Raw genomic sequence first — 15,990 nt, 5'->3', positions numbered from 1 at the left:
AGACCACCGGTCCCAGCCACCGCGCCGGGGGCCGCCCTGGCCGAGCCGGCCGCGGCCGGCGACCTGCTGACCACGGCCGGGCAGTGGTCGCCGGTGCTGTCGAAGGTGGTTCTGGTACCGGACTCGCCGCTCGCGGCGGCGTTCTCCGCCCCGCTGGTGGTCAGCCTGGCGGCGGCTGTGTACGGCCGGGGACCGGATCCGCGTCCCGGCGCGGACCGGCCTGGCGGCGAGGACCAGCCCGGCCCCGAGGAGCTTGACGATGCGGCGCGGTTTCCCACCGCGGACAGCATCCGCCAGCATCTGCTCGCGCAGTACCTGCGCAGCCTCCTCGAGGACCGTTCTGGCGACGCTCCGGCCGGCACGCACCCCTCGGCCGGGCCCGGCGATCCGGCGGCCCTGGCCTTCGTCGCGACGGAGCTGGCCCGTCGCCGCGACCGGGACGGTCTTGCCTGGTGGGAGCTGACGACGCTGGCTCCCCGACGGCTCGCCGCAGGCCCGGCGGCAGTCCTGGGCGCCGCTATCGTGCTCCTGCTCGAGTTTCTCACCGGTCCATGGATGGCCAGCGGGTTCGCGGTGGTGTCCGCGGCGAGCTACTACCTGCTCACACTTCGGATCGAGCAGGGGCATAGCGGCCCAGCGCGGATTCCCGCGCTACGCCTGTTCGGTCGTCCAGGCTGGTCGAGCACCGCGGTCCGCCGCAGCCCACAGGCCCGCGTCGCGATCACGGCAGTCGCGGTTCCCGCCGCGCTGGTCGGACTGGTCAACGGCGGTTCCGTGGGGGCGATCGTGGCGGGCACGGGGGCCGCGTGCATCGGGGTGGCCGTCGCGGGTCTGCGGCTGCGTCCGCCGGCTCCCGGTGCGCCGAGCGGCCCGGGGGTGCTCCTGCGTCGCGCGCGCTGGTACGCGACGGTCGTCTTCCCGCCGTTCGCGATCGCGGTCATGCTGGTCGTCGCGATCGGCCTTGCGCTGGCGGTGCTGCACACGGTGCCGACCTCGGGATGGTGGTGGCTGCGCGCGCTGGTGGGCAGCGCCGGCGCCGGGCTGTCTCTGACCTTCGCAGTCGCCGCCTGGTGGCGCCTCGTCGCGGCGAACCGGTGGCTGCGGCGTCATCACGGGCTTCCCGCCGACCTGGTGGGCGTCCTTGAGCGGGCCTGTGCGCGCGGCATCCTGCGGCAGTCGGGCGATGTCTGGGAGCTGTGTCATCCGGCGCTGCTGCCGCATCTCGCCGGCGTCGGCCGGTGTCTCCCGTACGTCAGGAAACGGCGGGCCCCCTTCCTGCGCCGAAAGCTGCCAGATCAGTCGGCGAGGCGAAAGTCGTACAGGTCCTCGTCGAAGGCGTTGTAGGCCGGGTAGTCGAGCACCTCGTAGAGCCGGGCCCGGGTCTGCATCCGCTCGACCAGGCCCGACTGGGTGCCCTCGTCGCGGAGCCGGCGCAGGCCATCCTCGACGGCGCCCATCGCCAGGCGCAGCAGGGTCACCGGGTAGAGGACGACGTTCATGCCGACCGCTTCGAGCTGCGCGGTGGTGAACAGCTCGCTCTTGCCGAACTCGGTCATGTTCGCCAGGATCGGCACGTCCACGGCCCGGCGGACCGCCGCGAACTCGTCGAGGTCCGCCATCGCCTCGGGGAAGACCATGTCCGCGCCGGCGTCGACGTAGGCCTTCGCCCGCTCCAGCGCCGCGTCGAGACCCTCAGTGGCGCGGGCGTCGGTGCGGGCGCAGAGGACGAAGTTCGGGTCCCGGCGCGCCGTGACCGCCGCCCGGATGCGGCGGACCATCTCCTGCGTCGGCACGACCGTCTTGCCGTCGAGGTGGCCGCAGCGCTTCGGGTTGACCTGGTCCTCCAGGTGGCAGCCGGCGAGACCGGCGTCCTCCAGCACCTGGATGGTGCGGGCGACGTTCATCGGCTCGCCGAAGCCGGTGTCCGCGTCGACGAGCGCCGGCAGGTCACTGACCCGGGCGATCGCGCCGGCCCGGTCGGCGACCTCGGTCAGCGTCGTCAGCCCGATGTCGGGCAGGCCGAGGTCGGCGGAGAGCACCGCGCCGGAGACGTAGATCCCCTCGAACCCGAGCTCCTGGATGAGCCGGGCGGACAGCGGGTTGAAGGCACCGGGAAAACGCAGCGGCCCGCCGTTGCCGCCGAGCGAGGCGGCCAGCGCCGCGCGTAGCGCGATCCGCCGCTCGGCGGCCGATGTCCGGGCGTGCAGCATGGAGGTCCTTTCGTGGTTCCGGACGAACCCGTGGGCGCTAGAAGAGCCCGGTGGTGGACTGGGTGGGCAGCGGCGACGTGGGCACGAACGTGAGCGCGCCGAGCTCGCCCGCCCCCAGCTGCGGCAGGCGCACCGCGGCGTCGAGGAAGCGGTCCTGCTCCTCGGTGCTCAGCACGCCCTCGGCGAGACGGCGGAACTTCGCGACGTACTCGGCCCGCGCGAACGGCCGGGCGCCGAGCGGATGGGCGTCCGCGACCGCGATCTCGTCCTGCAGCACCGCACCGTCGGTGAGGGTGATGACGACCCGCCCGCCGAACGCCTTCTGGGCCGGATCGGTCGCGTGGTAGCGCCGCGTCCACTCCGGGTCCTCGACCGTGGTGATCTTCTGCCACAGCTCGACCGTGTCCGCCCGCGCGGCCCGCTCGGGGGCGTAGGAGCGCTCGTGGTGCCAGTCGGCGTCCTGCAGGGCGACGGCGAAGATGTAGGGGATCGAGTGGTCGAGGGTCTCCCGGCTCGCCCTCGGGTCGTACTTCTGCGGGTCGTTCGCGCCCGAGCCGATCACGTAGTGCGTGTGGTGGCTGGTGTGGATCACGATGGAGCGCACCGACGCCAGGCCGGCGCCCAGGCGCGGGCCGAGCCGGCGGGCCAGGTCGATGAGCGCCTGGCTCTGGTACTCGGCCGAGTGCTCCTTGGTGTAGGTGTCGAGGATGCCGAGCTTCGCCTCGCCGGGGCCGGGCAGACCGACGACGTACCGCGCCTGCGGGCCGTCGAGCAGCCAGGCGATCACGCCGTCCTCGCCTTCGTAGATCGGCGCCGGCGCGCCCTCGCCGCGCATCGCCCGGTCGACGGCCTCGACGGCGATCTTCCCGGCGAACGCCGGGGCGTAGGCCTTCCAGCTCGAGATCTCGCCCTTGCGGGACTGCCGGGTCGCCGTCGTGGTGTGCAGCGCCTGGCCGACGGCCTGGTAGATGGTCTCGGTGGGCAGGCCGAGTAGCGTGCCGATGCCGGCGGCGGCCGACGGGCCGAGGTGCGCGACGTGGTCGATCCTGTGCTCGTGCAGGCTGATCGCGCGCACCAGGGCCACCTGGATCTCGTAGCCGGTCGCGATGGCGCGCAGCAGTTCCCGTCCGCCCAGGCCCACCTGCTGCGCCGCGGCGAGGATCGGCGGGATGTTGTCACCGGGATGGGAGTACTCGGCGGCGAGGAACGTGTCATGAAAATCGAGTTCACGCACGGCGACGCCGTTCGCCCAGGCCGCCCACTCAGGGGAGACCCGGGTGGCCGGCGGCAGCCCGAACACCGTCGCGCCGGCCCGCCCGCTCGCCGCGGCGTGCCGCAGGGCCTGCTCGCGGGCCGCGGCCACCGGCGCGCGGGTCAGTGACGCCGACGCCACCCCGGCGTTGTCGATCACCCGGTTGATGACCATGTCAGTGACCTCCGGGGTCACCTCGACGGAGTCGGACGCGACGACGGCGATCTTCCAGGCGAGCTGGTCCTCCCGGGCCAGCCGCTCCTCGCTGCGGTGCACCCGCACCTCGTGTTCGATCATGCCTCTCCTCGGGTCGCCGTGTGTCCATCTGGGTCCGCGCCCACGATCGTCCTCGGCGGCGCCGACGCCAGTTCTGGCACCTGACCGGCATCGCCGGATCGGGCGCTGGCCCGGAGCGGTCAGCGCGTGGTGGCGGACCGGACGGGCTCGGCGCAGGCGCCGACGGACCAGCGTTCCTCGATGTGGCCGAAATGCCAGAGGGCGAGGGCGGCGGCCCAGGCGAGGAAGAACAGGCCGACGATGGCGTAGCCGGCGTAGTCGAGGTTGATGGCGGCGATCCAGGCGAGCGGCCCGGCGTCGATGGTGAACCGGTCGGCGAGGACGCCGACGAGTTCGATGGTGCCGATGACGAGGGCGACGAGCACGGAGATGGTCGTGATGGTGAGGTTGTAGTAGACCTTGCGGACCGGGCGGGCGAAGGCCCAGCCGTAGGCGGCGTTCATGAAGACGCCGTCGACGGTGTCCATGAGGCACATGCCGGCGGCGAACAGGATCGGCAGCACGAGGATGGCATAGAACGGGAGGTGGAACGCGGCGGCGCCGCCGGCGAGCACGAGCAGGCCGACCTCGGTCGCGGTGTCGAACCCGAGGCCGAAGATCACCCCGACCGGGTAGATATGCCACGGCTTGGTGACCGACCTGGTGAGGCCGCCGAGGAAGCGGTTCATGAAACCGCGCGAGTCCAGCTGCCGTTCGAGTTCCCGCTCGTCGTAGTGCCCGGTGCGCATCTCGCGGAACACCTTGAGGATGCCGAGCAGGGCGACGAGGTTCAGGATCCCGAGCACCCAGAGGAAGACGCCGGAGACGGACGGGCCGATCACGCCGGTGATGGTGTGCAGCCGGGAGGAGTCGTCCTCGACCGGGCCGACGAGGGACCGGATACCGACGGAGAGCAGGAACGCGAGGGCGAAGACGATCGTGGAGTGGCCGAGGGAGAACCAGAAGCCGACCGACAGCGGCCGGCGCCGCGCGGCGTCACCGGCGGCTTCGCGCGCCACGTTGTCGGCGATGAGCTTGCGGGTGGTGTTGTCGACGGCGGCGATGTGGTCGGCGTCGAAGGCGTGCCGCAACCCGAAGGTATAGGCCAGGACTCCGACGCCGGCCGTGAACACCGGGTGGTCGCCGCCGAGGTCATAGCTGTGCGGGGCGACCAGTGCCAGCAGGACGACGAACCCGACGACGTGCAGCGCGACGATGAACGCGGCCATCCCGGCCAGGGACCGCCGGTCCGGGCCCGTCAGCCCGCGCCGGAACCGGGCGAGCCGGGCCGGCAGGGACTGCTCGCCCGCGCTGGGAATCGCGTCGGTCACCGGATGTCTCCTCGCCACGGGAACGGCCTGGGGAAGGGGAGTGCTCCAGATGCGACTATGTCGCTGTTGCGACCTGACCGCAACGGGGGCGGCGGCCCGTCGGCGCCGGTCGGGGAGCGCACGGCGCCGCCTGGGCATGTCTCCCGGGGCAGCTGAGGGCGGGCGGCCTCGCCGGTTCTGCGCCGGATCCATCCCGGGCGCCGGCGGCCCCGCGGCCACCCCCGCGCATCCCCGCGCCTTAGCCGGCGCGCAAGCGCGGCTTTAGCCGCCGCGGCCACGATGGATCCCGCCGGTGCCGCGCGACCCGCGCCGCCTGGGGCGTCGACGCGGGGTGGTGGACATGGGTCGGCTGCGAGTGCTCCTGCGTGGCTGCCTTCGGGCGGTGGGCCGTGAGCTGCGCCTCGCTGGCGAGCGTGCGGCCATCGCGTTCTACGGCAGGTGGGTCTTCCACCTCGCGGAACCGCCCCTGGAACCGTCGGCCGTGTTCGAACTCCCGCCCGGGCATCCCGAGCGGCTCCGACCCGACCTGCCCGCCTCCCCGCTGGAGCGGGCGCTCTGGCGCCAGCTCGCGGATGTCGCCCTCCCGGCCGAGAACGCCGGCCCCGGCTCGCCCGCCTGACCCGACCGACCGGCGCGTGACCACACAGCCGAAGGCCAGCCGACCCGTGGCCGCGTGCCCGTTTGCCGTGTCAGCTCTTGGACACGCAGCGGAACGCTGGGTCGGACGATCTGCTTCGAAGCGCAGCGTAAAGTCATTCTCGAATTCCCCTCCCGGTTTTGTTGCCGCCGCCCGGACGAGCTTTCGAGGGAGTCGTGTCGCATCCGCGACACGTTTGTTCCCGTGCTGTCGAAGTGTGTCGCGGAAGGCGTGTCCGCCCCGGATGATCTTGTAACCTCCGTGGCTATCCAAGGGGGAGACATCGGATCTCCCGGGCGTGAAAGCGCCGGGTGGAGTCCATGAAGGAGCCGCTGATGAGCGGGACCTGCTCGCGTGGAGGTGCGCCGTGCCAAGTCTGAGATTCGTCAATGCCGACGAGAAGGTGGACTTCGACGACTACGTCGATCTGAAGGACATGCGGGAGTTCGTCACGTTTGGCTGCCGGGGTGGCAGATGCGGGATCTGCGCCGTGCGGGTCCTGAGCGGCGGCGAGAACCTCTCGCCGCGGACCCCGCGGGAGGAGCGGCTCTTCGAACTCCTCGGCGAGGATGACCCGGCCATGCGGCTGGCCTGCCAAAGCCGCGCGTACGGCGACACCGTCCTGGTCGAAATCAACACCTGACAATCTGTCAAACGCATTCAGTCCGTTCGAGACCAACATCTGGAGCATGGCATGGAAAACACGAACCGCCTCACCCACAGCGCCCTGCTGCGTCGCCTGCCGTTCCTCTCTCCCGCGGAGAGTGCCCAGGTCAAGCGGGACATCGACACCTTCCTGGACGGGAAGATGGCGGAGTGGAACGCGACCGTCCCGTTCGCGCGGCACCTCGAGGGCACCGAGATACACCTGAACTACTATCGGCAGACCCTCATCGAACACGCCTGGCGTATCCGGCTGATGCGTACCGCGCAGTCCTATGCATTGCACAAGATCACCCGGATCAACGCCGAGGCGGCCAAGCTCTACGCCGCCTACCAGGATGAGGAGATGCTGCACGACGTCCTGTTCATGACGGACGCCGAGAAGGTAGGGCTGTCGGCGGAGGACATCTTCGCGACGGAACCGAACCTGCACACCCGCCTGCTGGCCGGATACCTGTACTTCGTCGCGGAGCACGAGAAGGTGCTCGGCGTGATCTGCTACAGCTATCTGGTGGAGTACACCACCCAGAAAATCACCCCGAGGCAGCTCAGGGCCATGTCCGAGTCCCTCGGCAAGGACATGATAGTCGGTCAGGCCGCGCACCTGAACACGGATCTCGTCGAGGACCACACCCAGGACATGTGGGACATCCTCAGTCTCTTTGTCGAGAGCGAGCAGGACATCGTCGACATCAAGCGGTACATGAGCGAGATCCAGGAGCTGCTCAAGGGATTCTTCGTGGATCTGTACGAGCGTTTCGGCGACGTCGAGCTGCAGTCAACCTGATCCCGGCGCTCGCCGGGCGAGGTCCGCGCGGGTCGGGGCGGCGACGGTGCGCCGCGCAGTGCGCCGTCCCGACCCGCGCCATCCGGAATGGAATACGCACATGGCTGGGAACCCTGGCTTTCTCATTCTCTCGCACCAGCTCAAATCCATGGTGCCGCCGCTGGTCGACGCGCTGCGCCAGCGCGGGATCAGCCCGTACGTTCTCTCGTCGAACCCGCCGCGGGGCGCGGCGGCGGACTGGCGCTGCGACGTCGCCCTGCTGCGCGTCACCGACGGCCACGCCCTGGTACGCCGCGATGTCGACGCCGTCCTCGCGCAGCTCTCGGCGCGGGGCGTCGAGCTGCTCGGCTGCCTCACCGTCTGGGACTCCTACCGGGAGCTGATGGCGTACGCGAACCGGTCGATCGGCGTCGCCGACCTGACCGAACAGACCGTCCGCGGCCTGCGGGACAAGCTCGCGATGCGCGACCGGCTGCGCGAACACGGGCTGTCGCGGGTGGCCGCCTGGCCGTTCGACGCCGAGCGTTTCGACGCCCTGAGCGACCGTTCCCGCTACTTCGTCAAGCCACGCACCGGGGTCGCCTCCCTGGCCGCGTCGCGCGCGGACCGGCTGCCCGACGCCGCCGAGCCGGCGCGGCTGTGGGCCCGGGCCACGCGCGACGTCGCCTACGCCGGCGCCTTCGAGGGCGCGCCGTCGTTCCTGCTGGAGGAGTTCATCGACGGCGTGGAGTGCAGCTTCGAGGTCAGCGTCGAACGCGGCTCGGTGCGCGTGCACGCGGTGCACGAGAAGGTCGACCTGCGGGAGTCCGGGCGCACGGTGCTCGAGAACGCCTGCGTCTGCCCACCGGTCTCCCTCGGCGCCGCCGCGGTGGCGCGCGGCGTCGACCACGTCACCCTCTGCCTCAAGGCGCTGGACGTGGACACCGGCGTGCACCACGTCGAGGCGCGCTGCGCGGGCGGCGACACCTGGGAGATCGTCGAGGTCAACCCGCGGATCGGCGGCGCGTACATCGTCCCCAGCACACGTCGTCACAGCGGTGTGGACCTGCTCGGACGGTGGATCGACCTGCTGATCGGGCAGGCCGGCGAACCGGCGGCCCACGAGACGCGCCGGACCTTCTTCCGGGTCTTCTTCGGTGAACCGGGCCGCCACGTCACCCTGCTGACCCGCTGGCCGGCCCGGATCGACGTCCTGGAGGACAAGGTGTTCGCCCAGGTCGGCGAGACGCTGCCCACCGTCGACCGGGAGATCTTCGTCGGCCAGGCGCTGTGGGACGTCACCGGTCTCGGCCCCGAGCTGACACCCGACTTCGTCGCCGAGACGGAGTCCTATCTGGAGATCGGCTACCGAGCATGAACATCGTCGTCCTGCATCGCATCCCGTTCGCGAAGATCCGCTACGACCTCGCCGTCGACCACGACCGCCACACCGTGCGCTACCTGAGCACGACGGGTACGGCCGACGGTCTGCCCCCCGGCGCGGACTGCCGGGTCCTGGACACCTCGACCGCGGACACCGACGCGCTGGCCCGAGCGCACGCGGACTGGCTGGGCACGGCGGATCGGCTGATCGCCCGCTCCGAGTACGACCTGCTGCCCGCCGCACGGCTGCGCGAACGCTTCGCCATCCCGGGCGACTCGCCGGCCGCGATTCTGCCGCTGCGGGACAAGTGGCTGATGCGCACCCTCGCCGCGGCCGCCGGCATCGCCCAGCCCGCGTTCTGGAGCGTCGCGGACTTCCGCCGCGATCCCCCCGCCGCTGGCACCTATCTGATCAAGCCGAGGCTGGAGGCGTCCAGCACGGGCATCGAGACCGGCGGGGTGCGCGAGATCCTCGACGGCCTCGACCGGCTCGTCGGCGCGGCGGCGTCCGCGGAGGTGTTCGTCGAGGAGTTCGTACCCGGCGAGATCTGGCACCTCGACGGCTACCTGCGCGCCGGCACGGTCCGCGCCGTCGCGAGCAGCGTCTACGTCGGGAACTGCCTGAACTACGCCCACGGTAGCCCGCTGGGTTCCGCCCAGACTCCCGACGAGCCGGGCGCCCTCGCGCTGCTGCGCCGGACGCTGCCCGTGCTCGGCCAGCGGGACGGGGCGTTCCATTTCGAGCTGATCCGCGCCCGCGACGGCCGGTTCCTGTTCCTGGAGACCGCGAGCCGGGTCGGCGGCGCCGGCGTCGCGGAGACCTTCGAGCTGCGCACCGGCGTCAACCTCTACCAGGCGGACCTGCGGCATCAGCTGTTCGGTGACATCGACGGACCTGCCGTGCGGCTCTCGACGGACTGGTACGGCTGGTTCGTCTTCCCCGCGCACCACCGCGACGCCGGCGATGACGGCACCGACGATGACGGCACCGGCGATGACGGCACCGGCGATGACGGCACCGGCGATGACGGCACCGGCGGCGTCGAGTTCGACCCGGACCGGTTCGGTGAGCGGCTGGTGTCCTACGTCCGCAACGCCCGTCCCACCGCCCGGGTGGGCGAGATCAGCTACGCGGCGGCGGCGACGCCGCTGTCCGGCGTGGTCCGCGGCACGGCCGGACAGCTACGGGACACCCTCGCGGAGATCTGCGCCCCGACCAGCAGGGCGCCGCGGTCATGACCGCCGCGTGCTTCCTGGTCGTCGGTTACAACAACACCCGCGTCCACGACGTCGCCCTGCTGCGCGACCTGTGTCACCGGGAGTTCCGGGCGGCCCTCGTGCTGGTCACCGACGAGGCCCGACCGCACGACACCGCCGCCGCCGATGTCGTGCTCGTCGCCCCGTTCGACGTCGACGTCGCGCCGCGCGCGGCCAGCCGGGTCGCCGCGGAGGTCGGCCGCCGCGGCCTGCGACCGATCGGCGTGCTGCCGTTCTCCGACCGCGGCATCGTGCTGGGCGCCCACCTGGCGTCGCGCTTCGAACTGCCGGGGGCCGCACCGACCGAGGCGGTGGCCGGCCTCGACAAGCACCGCCTGCGCGCCATCGAGGCCGCGGCCGCCGACCACCCGGCCGGCTACACGCCGGTGCGCAGCCTGGCGGTCCACTCGCTCGGCGAGTTCGAGGCGGCCGTCGCGCATCTCGGCGGCACCGCGTTCGTGAAGCCGACGAGCGAGGGCAACAGCCGTGGCTGCCAGCTCGTGCCCGGCATCGGTGCGTGCCCGGAGATCTGGGCGGCGCTGGCGCCGTACCACGAGCGTGGGGTGATGGTGGAGACGCTGGTCACCGGCGCACGCGAGTACAGCTGGGACTACGTCGGCGGGGCGCGCTGGCTCACGGAGAAGCACACCACCACGGGCCGTTTCCGCGCCGAGTTCCAGCAGGTCGTGCCGGCGCCGCTGGACCCGGCCGAGACCGCGCTGCTCGACCGGGCCGGGGACCACGTCCGACGGCTGGTGTCCCCGGCTAACGGCGCGTTCCACAACGAGCTGTTCCTGCGCGCGCACGGCGCCGCCGCGGTCGAGACCAACATGCGCCCCGGGGGCATGCACATCTGGGACCTCGCCCGGCTGGCGTTCCCCGGTTTCGACCCGTGGCTGGCGTGGCTGCGCTGGTCGACCGGCGATGCGCCGCTCACCGCCCAGCCGGTCGCGCGGGCGGCGAGCGGGATTCGGATGCTACGCGCGCCCGGTGACGGCGTCGTGGTGTCGACGCCCGACATCGCGGCCGTGGCGGCGAAGCTCGACATCCCGCTGCACCACGCGGAGCTGAGCACGTCGCCCTCGGCGCGGGTGCGCGCCGAGGTCACGGACAACGCCGGCTTCGTCGGAAAGATCGTTCTTGTCGCCGAGGACGCCAAGACGCTGCTGGACCGGCTGGACCGGCTCGGCGCGGCCGTGGAGGAGCGGATCGATGTCCGGGCCCGCTGACGTCGGGGTCGCGCGGGGAGGCGGCGCGCGGGGAGGCGGCGCGGGGGGAGGCGGCATGCGTAGCTGGCGGATCCGGGTGTTCCTCGGCGCGCGGGTCCTGTCGACCATGGGCGACCAGGTGCTGCAGTTCGCCGTGCCCCTGATCATTTTCACGGCGACGGGCAGCGTGTCGCTGGCGGGGCTCGCCTTCCTGGTCGAGTGGCTGCCCCGGCTGAGCTCACTGCCCGTCGCCGGGCTGCTGGCCGACCGGTTCGGCGGACGGCGGGTCTACGCCGTCAGTGACAGTGTCCGGGCGGCGGCGTGCCTGCTCACCGTGCTGGCGTTGGGCCACTGGCCGGGGCACGTCTTCGGCTGGACCACGGCACTGACGGCACTCTGCGCGTTCTGCTACGCGCAGACGTTCATCGCGTTGGAATCGACGATTCCGCAGCTCGTGCCCGCGGAGGACCTGCCGCGGGCGCAGAGCGTGCTGCAGATCATCAACAGCGGGTCGAGCGTCGTCGGGCCGGCGCTGGGCGGGCTGATGCTGCTGTGGGTGTCCCCGACGCAGCTGCTGTGGGTGAGCGGGGCGGCGTTCGCGGTGGGCGCCTGCGGGGTGCCCGTGCTGCGCGGCCTCGGCGGGAGCACCGAGGATCGCGAGTCGGCGGTGCGCCGCAGCGTCCTGGGCGACCTGCGGGTCGGCGTGCGCGCCCTCGCCGGCACGCCGATCCTGCTGGCGCTGGTCGGGCTGACCATGGTCGTCAACCTCATGGCGGGTCTGGCCATGGCGACCGGGGCACCCCTGACGATCGGGCATTTCCACCAGCGCGACAGCGCCTTCGCGACGCTGCAGATCACGGTGGGCGTCTTCTCGGTCGGCACCCTGCTGCTGCTGACGTGGCTGCTGCGGCACCTGTCGGTCTACCGGGTCGGCGCGGTGTCGTTCGTCCTCAGCGCTGCGGGCACGGCCCTCATCGGGGTCTCGCAGCTGTTTCCGCTGTACGTGCTCGGCTATGGCCTGTGCCTGGGCATGAACGGGCTGTTCAACGTCTTCATCCGGGTCGAGAGGCTGCACTGGATCGCGCCGGCGCAGCGGGGCCGGGTCATCAGCCTGATCGTGCTGCTGAACCAGAGCACGCTGCCGCTCGCCGGTGCGCTGGTCGCCCTCGCCGGGGGCAGGCTGTCCGTGCGGGTGCTGTTCCTCGCCGTCGCGGCACTGGCGTGGCCGGCGTACGTGGCGCTGCTGCGCCCGCTGCGCTCCCGGGCCGCGACGGCGCGCCCGCCCGACGCCGTGGCGGCGGCCGTGACTCCCTAGGCGGCAGTTGACGACGACCGGGATCGCGTCACTGATGACGGCCAGAGGTGTACATCCAGGCGAGATGGGTGCCCGGGGCGTCGCGGATGGTGCGCACGAGCAGGCGCAGCCGGTCCGGGTTCATCGTCGGTTCCAGGTGCCGCGCGTCGGCGAGGACGTCGCGTTCGGCTTCGTCGAGGTCCCGCGACCGGCGGACGATATGGGTATGGACCTGTGCGAGTGCGGTGTGCTCATCGCAGGCCGTGGCGTGCTGGAGAACGAGGACGTAGTTGGTCGTCTCGCCGCCCGCGGCTTCCCGGGGCAGGGACACCACGTCGTTGCACCAGGCGACGACGTCACTGGCGGCCGCGCACAGCTCGGCCCAGCCGCGGGTGGCGACGAGGCCGGGAGGAATCTCGGTCTGATAGACGACCTCCAGCAGGTCGAACAGGAACATGGCATTGTCATCGCGCCGCAGCGCCGGGTATTCCTCCGGGCTGGCCAGCGTCCCGCCCTGCCGATGGGCGATCTGGACGAGAAACGCGTCGCGGTGGTCGTGAATGTGCCCGAGAATGCGGCGGCGCCACTGCGTGGACATTCCCCGGGCGGTCCGCGGCCACAGCTCGGCCAGGGCGTTCACCGGGGCGGTCGCGGCGGCGGGCGCTGAGGACCCTTCGATGATCGAGGTGATCGCGGCGTAGGTGGCGTGCACGGCGTCGGCGCTGCGGCCCATCGCCCCTTCGTCCTGCTCGTCGTCGAGGTGGAACAGCCACAGCACCCACTGGGCGAACAGCTCGACCTCGTCCTGGTGGGCGTCGGGCAGGGCGCGGGCGGCCAGCAGGTGGAATCCGGCGGCCTCCAGACGGGCGCGCTCGCGGGCATCGGCCACCAGGCCGACCCGGGATGCCCAGGTCAGCAGGTGTGCGCCGATCTGTTCGGCCGCGGGGTGGATCCGCTCGGGGACGGCGATGCCGAAGTCGGGTCTGGAGCTGCCGGCGGCGGAGAGCTGGGTCATGGCTGGCCTCGGTGACGGAGAGGGGATGCGGGCGGGCGCGCCCGACGATGGAGCCTTCACAGGAAAGGCCCCACATCTCGTCATTCTCCACGGAGAGGACGTCCGACTGCGGCCGACGGCCGAACATCCGTCTCCTCACGATTGCCCCCCTCCTTATCATGAAGCGTCGTCGAATCGGGGAGCGGAGGCGATTTCGAGACTCTTGCTGGAATGCATTGACATCGCTCTCCGGTGCGGCCGCCGGCTGTTTCGGCTGCTCCGCGCAGGGAATGACGCGGCCACGAGAAGCGTGATGACGGCCGCCCCGGCGGAAAGCAGGAGGGACCGCGTCATGGTTTCCAGTTCCGACGGTGGCACCGAGAACGTGGCGCCCGCGGACGATCGACGTCCCCTGTCCGCCGCGGAACGGGCGGAGTTCGAACGACTGCGCGACGAGGCGGCCCGACGACACGAGTGGCCGCGCACCATCGGGGCAGCGGCCCTGGTGCTGTTGGCCGTCGTGCTGGCGCCGCTCGCCGTGGTCGCGACCTGGGCGGACACGGCGATCTCCGACTCGGACCGGTATGTGGAGACCGTCGCCCCGCTCGCCACCGATCCCGCGGTGCGGACCATGGTGATCAACCAGCTGACCGACCGGGTCGTCAGCAACGTCGACGTCGATCAGGTCGCCGCTTCCCTCGAAGCCGTCCTCGCCCGAAACGGGGCGCCCCCCGTCGTCGTGGATCACGCTCAGGCCCTGGCCGGGGCGCTGAACGACGCTCTGACCAGCGCGGTGCGCCGCGTGGTCGAGCAGGTGGTCACCAGCGACCAGTTCCCGCTGGTCTGGGAGAACGCGAACCGGCGGGCGCACGCCACCGTGGTGAAGGTGCTCACCGGCGAGGGCAGCGGTGCCGTGCAGGCCAGGGACAACACGATCGTGCTGGACCTCGGGCCCGTCGTCGACGAGGTGCGCGCGCGGCTGGTCGACGCCGGCCTCGCGAAGGCCGGCAGCATCCCCGACGTCGACCGGCAGATCGTGCTGCTGCGCACGGACCGGCTGACCTGGGCCCAGGACGCCCTGCGCCTGCTCGCCATCCTCGGCCGCTGGCTGCCCGTCGCCGTGGTGGTCCTCGCCGCGCTGGGCGTGTGGCTGGCGCCCTCGCACCGCGCCGGGCTCATGGCGACCGGCATCGGGCTCGGCGTGACGATGGTCGTGCTGCTCGTGGCACTGGCCGTCCTGCGCCGGAACTATCTGGACTCCGTCCCGTCCGACGTCCAGACGCGCGACGGGGCGGCGGCCATCTACGACACCCTCGTCCGATTCCTGCGGGACAGCGCGCTGACCTGGCTGACCATCGCCGTCATCATCGTTCTCGCCGGCTATCTCCACGGACCGGGACGCGGCGCCCGTGCCCTGCGCTCCGGCGCCGCCCACGCCACCGCGGCCGTTGGTCAGGCGCTGGCCCGCGCGGGTGTGCGCACCGGCGGCGCGGGCCGCTGGCTGGCCGGGCACAGCCACCTGACCAGCGCAGTCGTCGTCGGGGCCGGCGTACTGGCCCTCGCGCTGTGCAACCGCGCAACCCCGTGGTCGGTCGCCATCGTCCTGCTGGTGGTCGTGCTCGTGCTGGCCCTGCTGGGCGCCCTGGCCGCCGCCGGCACCCCGCGACCAGGGCCTGGACCTGGACCTGAACCCGCAGCGGGCGGATCAGGCCGGTGAGCGTCCGGCCGCGATACGGACCAGCGCGGGGACCATCCCCCACAGACCCGGGCGCACGGCGGGAACCCCGGGGCAGTGGCGCGGGACCCGGACGCGCACGGCCGCCGGCAGCGAGCGCAGCTCCAGCGGCGGTGGCAGACGCAGCGCCTCCCCGTCCACGCCGACACTGACCGGACGGGCGGAGTCGATGCGCAGCGTCGGGCTGGTCCACTCCTGGAAACCGCGGAACCGGCCGATGGCGCCCATCGTCTCGAGCGCGACGAGCGCGGGCAGATCACGGGCACGATCGACGCGCAACGTCACCACGCCGAGCTGGCCGCTGTCGAGCCGCGGCCGGGTACCGAAACCACCGAGGCTGCGCAACCGGTAGGCGTTGTTGGAGACGAGCAGGATGTCCGCGGTCGAGCCCAGGCGGCCCTGCGGGCCGGTGAGGCGCAGATCCGGCGGGGTGCGGTCGGCGCCGAGCAGGTCGGGCAGCATCGCGGCCGCCGTGCCCACCTTGGCGCCGCGGTAGCCCTCGGACTGCACGATCTGCGCGTAGACGCCCAGCGAGACGTTGTTGACGAACACGCGGTCACCGACCTGACCGAGGTCGACACGCCGTTCGACGGCAGGGCCGAACGCGTCGAGCGCGTCGGCCACCTCCCTGCGATCGAGGCCGAGGTCCAGCGCGAAGTGGTTGCGGGTACCCGCCGGAACGCAGACGAACGCCAGGCCACGCCGGCGGGCCACCTCCGCGACGAGGGCCTGGGAACCATCACCACCCGCCATGCCCACCACGTCGGCACCTCGGTCCGCGGCGTCCTCGGCGAGGGCGCGCAGATCAGCGCCTGCCGTGAGGCTGACGACCGCGATCCCGCGCCGGGCGGCCTCCCGCGCGAGATCGTGACGTTCGGCGGCACCACCACCAGAACGCGGGTTCACCAGCAGCACGCCGCGCCGGGCGGCGCCCACCAGGCGTCCCTTCGGCCGGTGCCGACCGAACGCGCCGCGCGCCGCGGC

Annotated in this window: 14 protein-coding genes; 9 read left to right on the top strand and 5 right to left on the bottom strand. The window is 72.1% G+C overall.

Annotated elements, in window-relative coordinates; translation table 11 throughout:
• Nucleotides 1-1,344, top strand: a 1,344-nt coding sequence (locus tag MXD58_RS07350) for a phosphatidylglycerol lysyltransferase domain-containing protein (protein ID WP_374615763.1), incomplete at its 5' end; no start/stop codon positions are given.
• Here the strand turns inward: MXD58_RS07350 and prpB are convergent.
• The 3 genes from prpB to nicT all read right to left on the bottom strand — a co-directional run bounded on the left by prpB (nt 1,296) and on the right by nicT (nt 5,069).
• Nucleotides 1,296-2,210 (bottom strand): methylisocitrate lyase, encoded by a 915-nt coding sequence (prpB, locus tag MXD58_RS07345; RefSeq protein WP_248839371.1) that lies wholly within the window; start codon nt 2,208-2,210, stop codon nt 1,296-1,298. The two genes, MXD58_RS07350 and prpB, sit on opposite strands and share 49 nt — an antisense overlap.
• 37 nt (nt 2,211-2,247) lie before the next feature.
• Nucleotides 2,248-3,759 (bottom strand): MmgE/PrpD family protein, encoded by a 1,512-nt coding sequence (locus MXD58_RS07340; RefSeq protein ID WP_248839372.1) that lies wholly within the window; start codon nt 3,757-3,759, stop codon nt 2,248-2,250.
• Between the two features lie 119 nt (nt 3,760-3,878).
• Complete coding sequence (nicT, locus tag MXD58_RS07335; RefSeq protein ID WP_248839373.1) at nt 3,879-5,069, bottom strand: Nickel transporter NicT; 1,191 nt, start codon at nt 5,067-5,069, stop codon at nt 3,879-3,881.
• 340 nt (nt 5,070-5,409) lie between these two features.
• Here nicT and MXD58_RS07330 point away from each other — a divergent pair, with 340 nt between their 5' ends.
• From MXD58_RS07330 to MXD58_RS07300, 7 genes are all read left to right on the top strand, one after another.
• Complete coding sequence (locus tag MXD58_RS07330; RefSeq protein WP_248839374.1) at nt 5,410-5,688, top strand: DUF6059 family protein; 279 nt, start codon at nt 5,410-5,412, stop codon at nt 5,686-5,688.
• A gap of 385 nt (nt 5,689-6,073) precedes the next feature.
• Nucleotides 6,074-6,349, top strand: coding sequence for a 2Fe-2S iron-sulfur cluster-binding protein (locus tag MXD58_RS07325; protein ID WP_248839375.1), 276 nt, complete (start codon nt 6,074-6,076; stop codon nt 6,347-6,349).
• A gap of 51 nt (nt 6,350-6,400) precedes the next feature.
• A complete protein-coding gene (locus MXD58_RS07320) occupies nt 6,401-7,156 on the top strand; it encodes an iron-containing redox enzyme family protein (RefSeq protein ID WP_248839376.1) in 756 nt (251 codons plus the stop codon).
• A 100-nt stretch (nt 7,157-7,256) separates the two neighbouring features.
• The gene (locus tag MXD58_RS07315) at nt 7,257-8,513 is read left to right on the top strand and encodes an ATP-grasp domain-containing protein (RefSeq protein WP_248839377.1); all 1,257 of its coding nucleotides are present in this window, start codon (nt 7,257-7,259) and stop codon (nt 8,511-8,513) included.
• Nucleotides 8,510-9,757 (top strand): ATP-grasp domain-containing protein, encoded by a 1,248-nt coding sequence (locus MXD58_RS07310; protein WP_248839378.1) that lies wholly within the window; start codon nt 8,510-8,512, stop codon nt 9,755-9,757. The genes MXD58_RS07315 and MXD58_RS07310 overlap by 4 nt, the downstream gene beginning before the upstream one ends.
• A complete protein-coding gene (locus tag MXD58_RS07305; RefSeq protein WP_248839379.1) occupies nt 9,754-11,004 on the top strand; it encodes an ATP-grasp domain-containing protein in 1,251 nt (416 codons plus the stop codon). The genes MXD58_RS07310 and MXD58_RS07305 overlap by 4 nt, the downstream gene beginning before the upstream one ends.
• A gap of 55 nt (nt 11,005-11,059) precedes the next feature.
• Nucleotides 11,060-12,298 carry an MFS transporter gene (locus tag MXD58_RS07300; protein WP_248839380.1) on the top strand — a complete coding sequence of 413 codons (1,239 nt, stop codon included), beginning with the start codon at nt 11,060-11,062 and terminating at the stop codon, nt 12,296-12,298.
• Between the two features lie 28 nt (nt 12,299-12,326).
• Here MXD58_RS07300 and MXD58_RS07295 read toward each other — a convergent pair whose 3' ends face one another.
• On the bottom strand, nt 12,327-13,292 hold the full coding sequence (locus MXD58_RS07295; RefSeq protein WP_248839381.1) for a terpene synthase family protein: 966 nt from the start codon (nt 13,290-13,292) through the stop codon (nt 12,327-12,329).
• Nucleotides 13,293-13,623: 331 nt separating this feature from the next.
• Here MXD58_RS07295 and MXD58_RS07290 point away from each other — a divergent pair, with 331 nt between their 5' ends.
• Nucleotides 13,624-14,988 (top strand): hypothetical protein, encoded by a 1,365-nt coding sequence (locus tag MXD58_RS07290; RefSeq protein ID WP_248839382.1) that lies wholly within the window; start codon nt 13,624-13,626, stop codon nt 14,986-14,988.
• Here the strand turns inward: MXD58_RS07290 and MXD58_RS07285 are convergent.
• Nucleotides 14,977-15,990 (bottom strand): diacylglycerol/lipid kinase family protein (locus MXD58_RS07285; protein ID WP_250609138.1); only part of this gene is annotated, 1,014 nt, incomplete at its 5' end. The genes MXD58_RS07290 and MXD58_RS07285 overlap by 12 nt on opposite strands.

Origin of the sequence: Frankia sp. AgKG'84/4 (assembly GCF_023242965.2) — a bacterium.
Classification (GTDB): Bacteria; Actinomycetota; Actinomycetes; order Frankiales; family Frankiaceae; genus Frankia.
The sequence above is the reverse complement of the archived record's forward strand: the minus strand, read 5'-3'. Positions and strand labels throughout refer to the sequence as shown.

Bases quoted from the DNA above. Each gene is read 5' to 3' on its own strand.
- prpB (WP_248839371.1), bottom strand. From the start codon at position 2,210: ATGCTGCACGCCCGGACATCGGCCGCCGAGCGGCGGATCGCGCTACGC.
- MXD58_RS07340 (WP_248839372.1), bottom strand. From the start codon at position 3,759: ATGATCGAACACGAGGTGCGGGTGCACCGCAGCGAGGAGCGGCTGGCC.
- MXD58_RS07330 (WP_248839374.1), top strand. From the start codon at position 5,410: ATGGGTCGGCTGCGAGTGCTCCTGCGTGGCTGCCTTCGGGCGGTGGGC.
- MXD58_RS07320 (WP_248839376.1), top strand. From the start codon at position 6,401: ATGGAAAACACGAACCGCCTCACCCACAGCGCCCTGCTGCGTCGCCTG.
- MXD58_RS07315 (WP_248839377.1), top strand. From the start codon at position 7,257: ATGGCTGGGAACCCTGGCTTTCTCATTCTCTCGCACCAGCTCAAATCC.
- MXD58_RS07310 (WP_248839378.1), top strand. From the start codon at position 8,510: ATGAACATCGTCGTCCTGCATCGCATCCCGTTCGCGAAGATCCGCTAC.
- MXD58_RS07305 (WP_248839379.1), top strand. From the start codon at position 9,754: ATGACCGCCGCGTGCTTCCTGGTCGTCGGTTACAACAACACCCGCGTC.
- MXD58_RS07300 (WP_248839380.1), top strand. From the start codon at position 11,060: ATGCGTAGCTGGCGGATCCGGGTGTTCCTCGGCGCGCGGGTCCTGTCG.
- MXD58_RS07295 (WP_248839381.1), bottom strand. From the start codon at position 13,292: ATGACCCAGCTCTCCGCCGCCGGCAGCTCCAGACCCGACTTCGGCATC.
- MXD58_RS07290 (WP_248839382.1), top strand. From the start codon at position 13,624: ATGGTTTCCAGTTCCGACGGTGGCACCGAGAACGTGGCGCCCGCGGAC.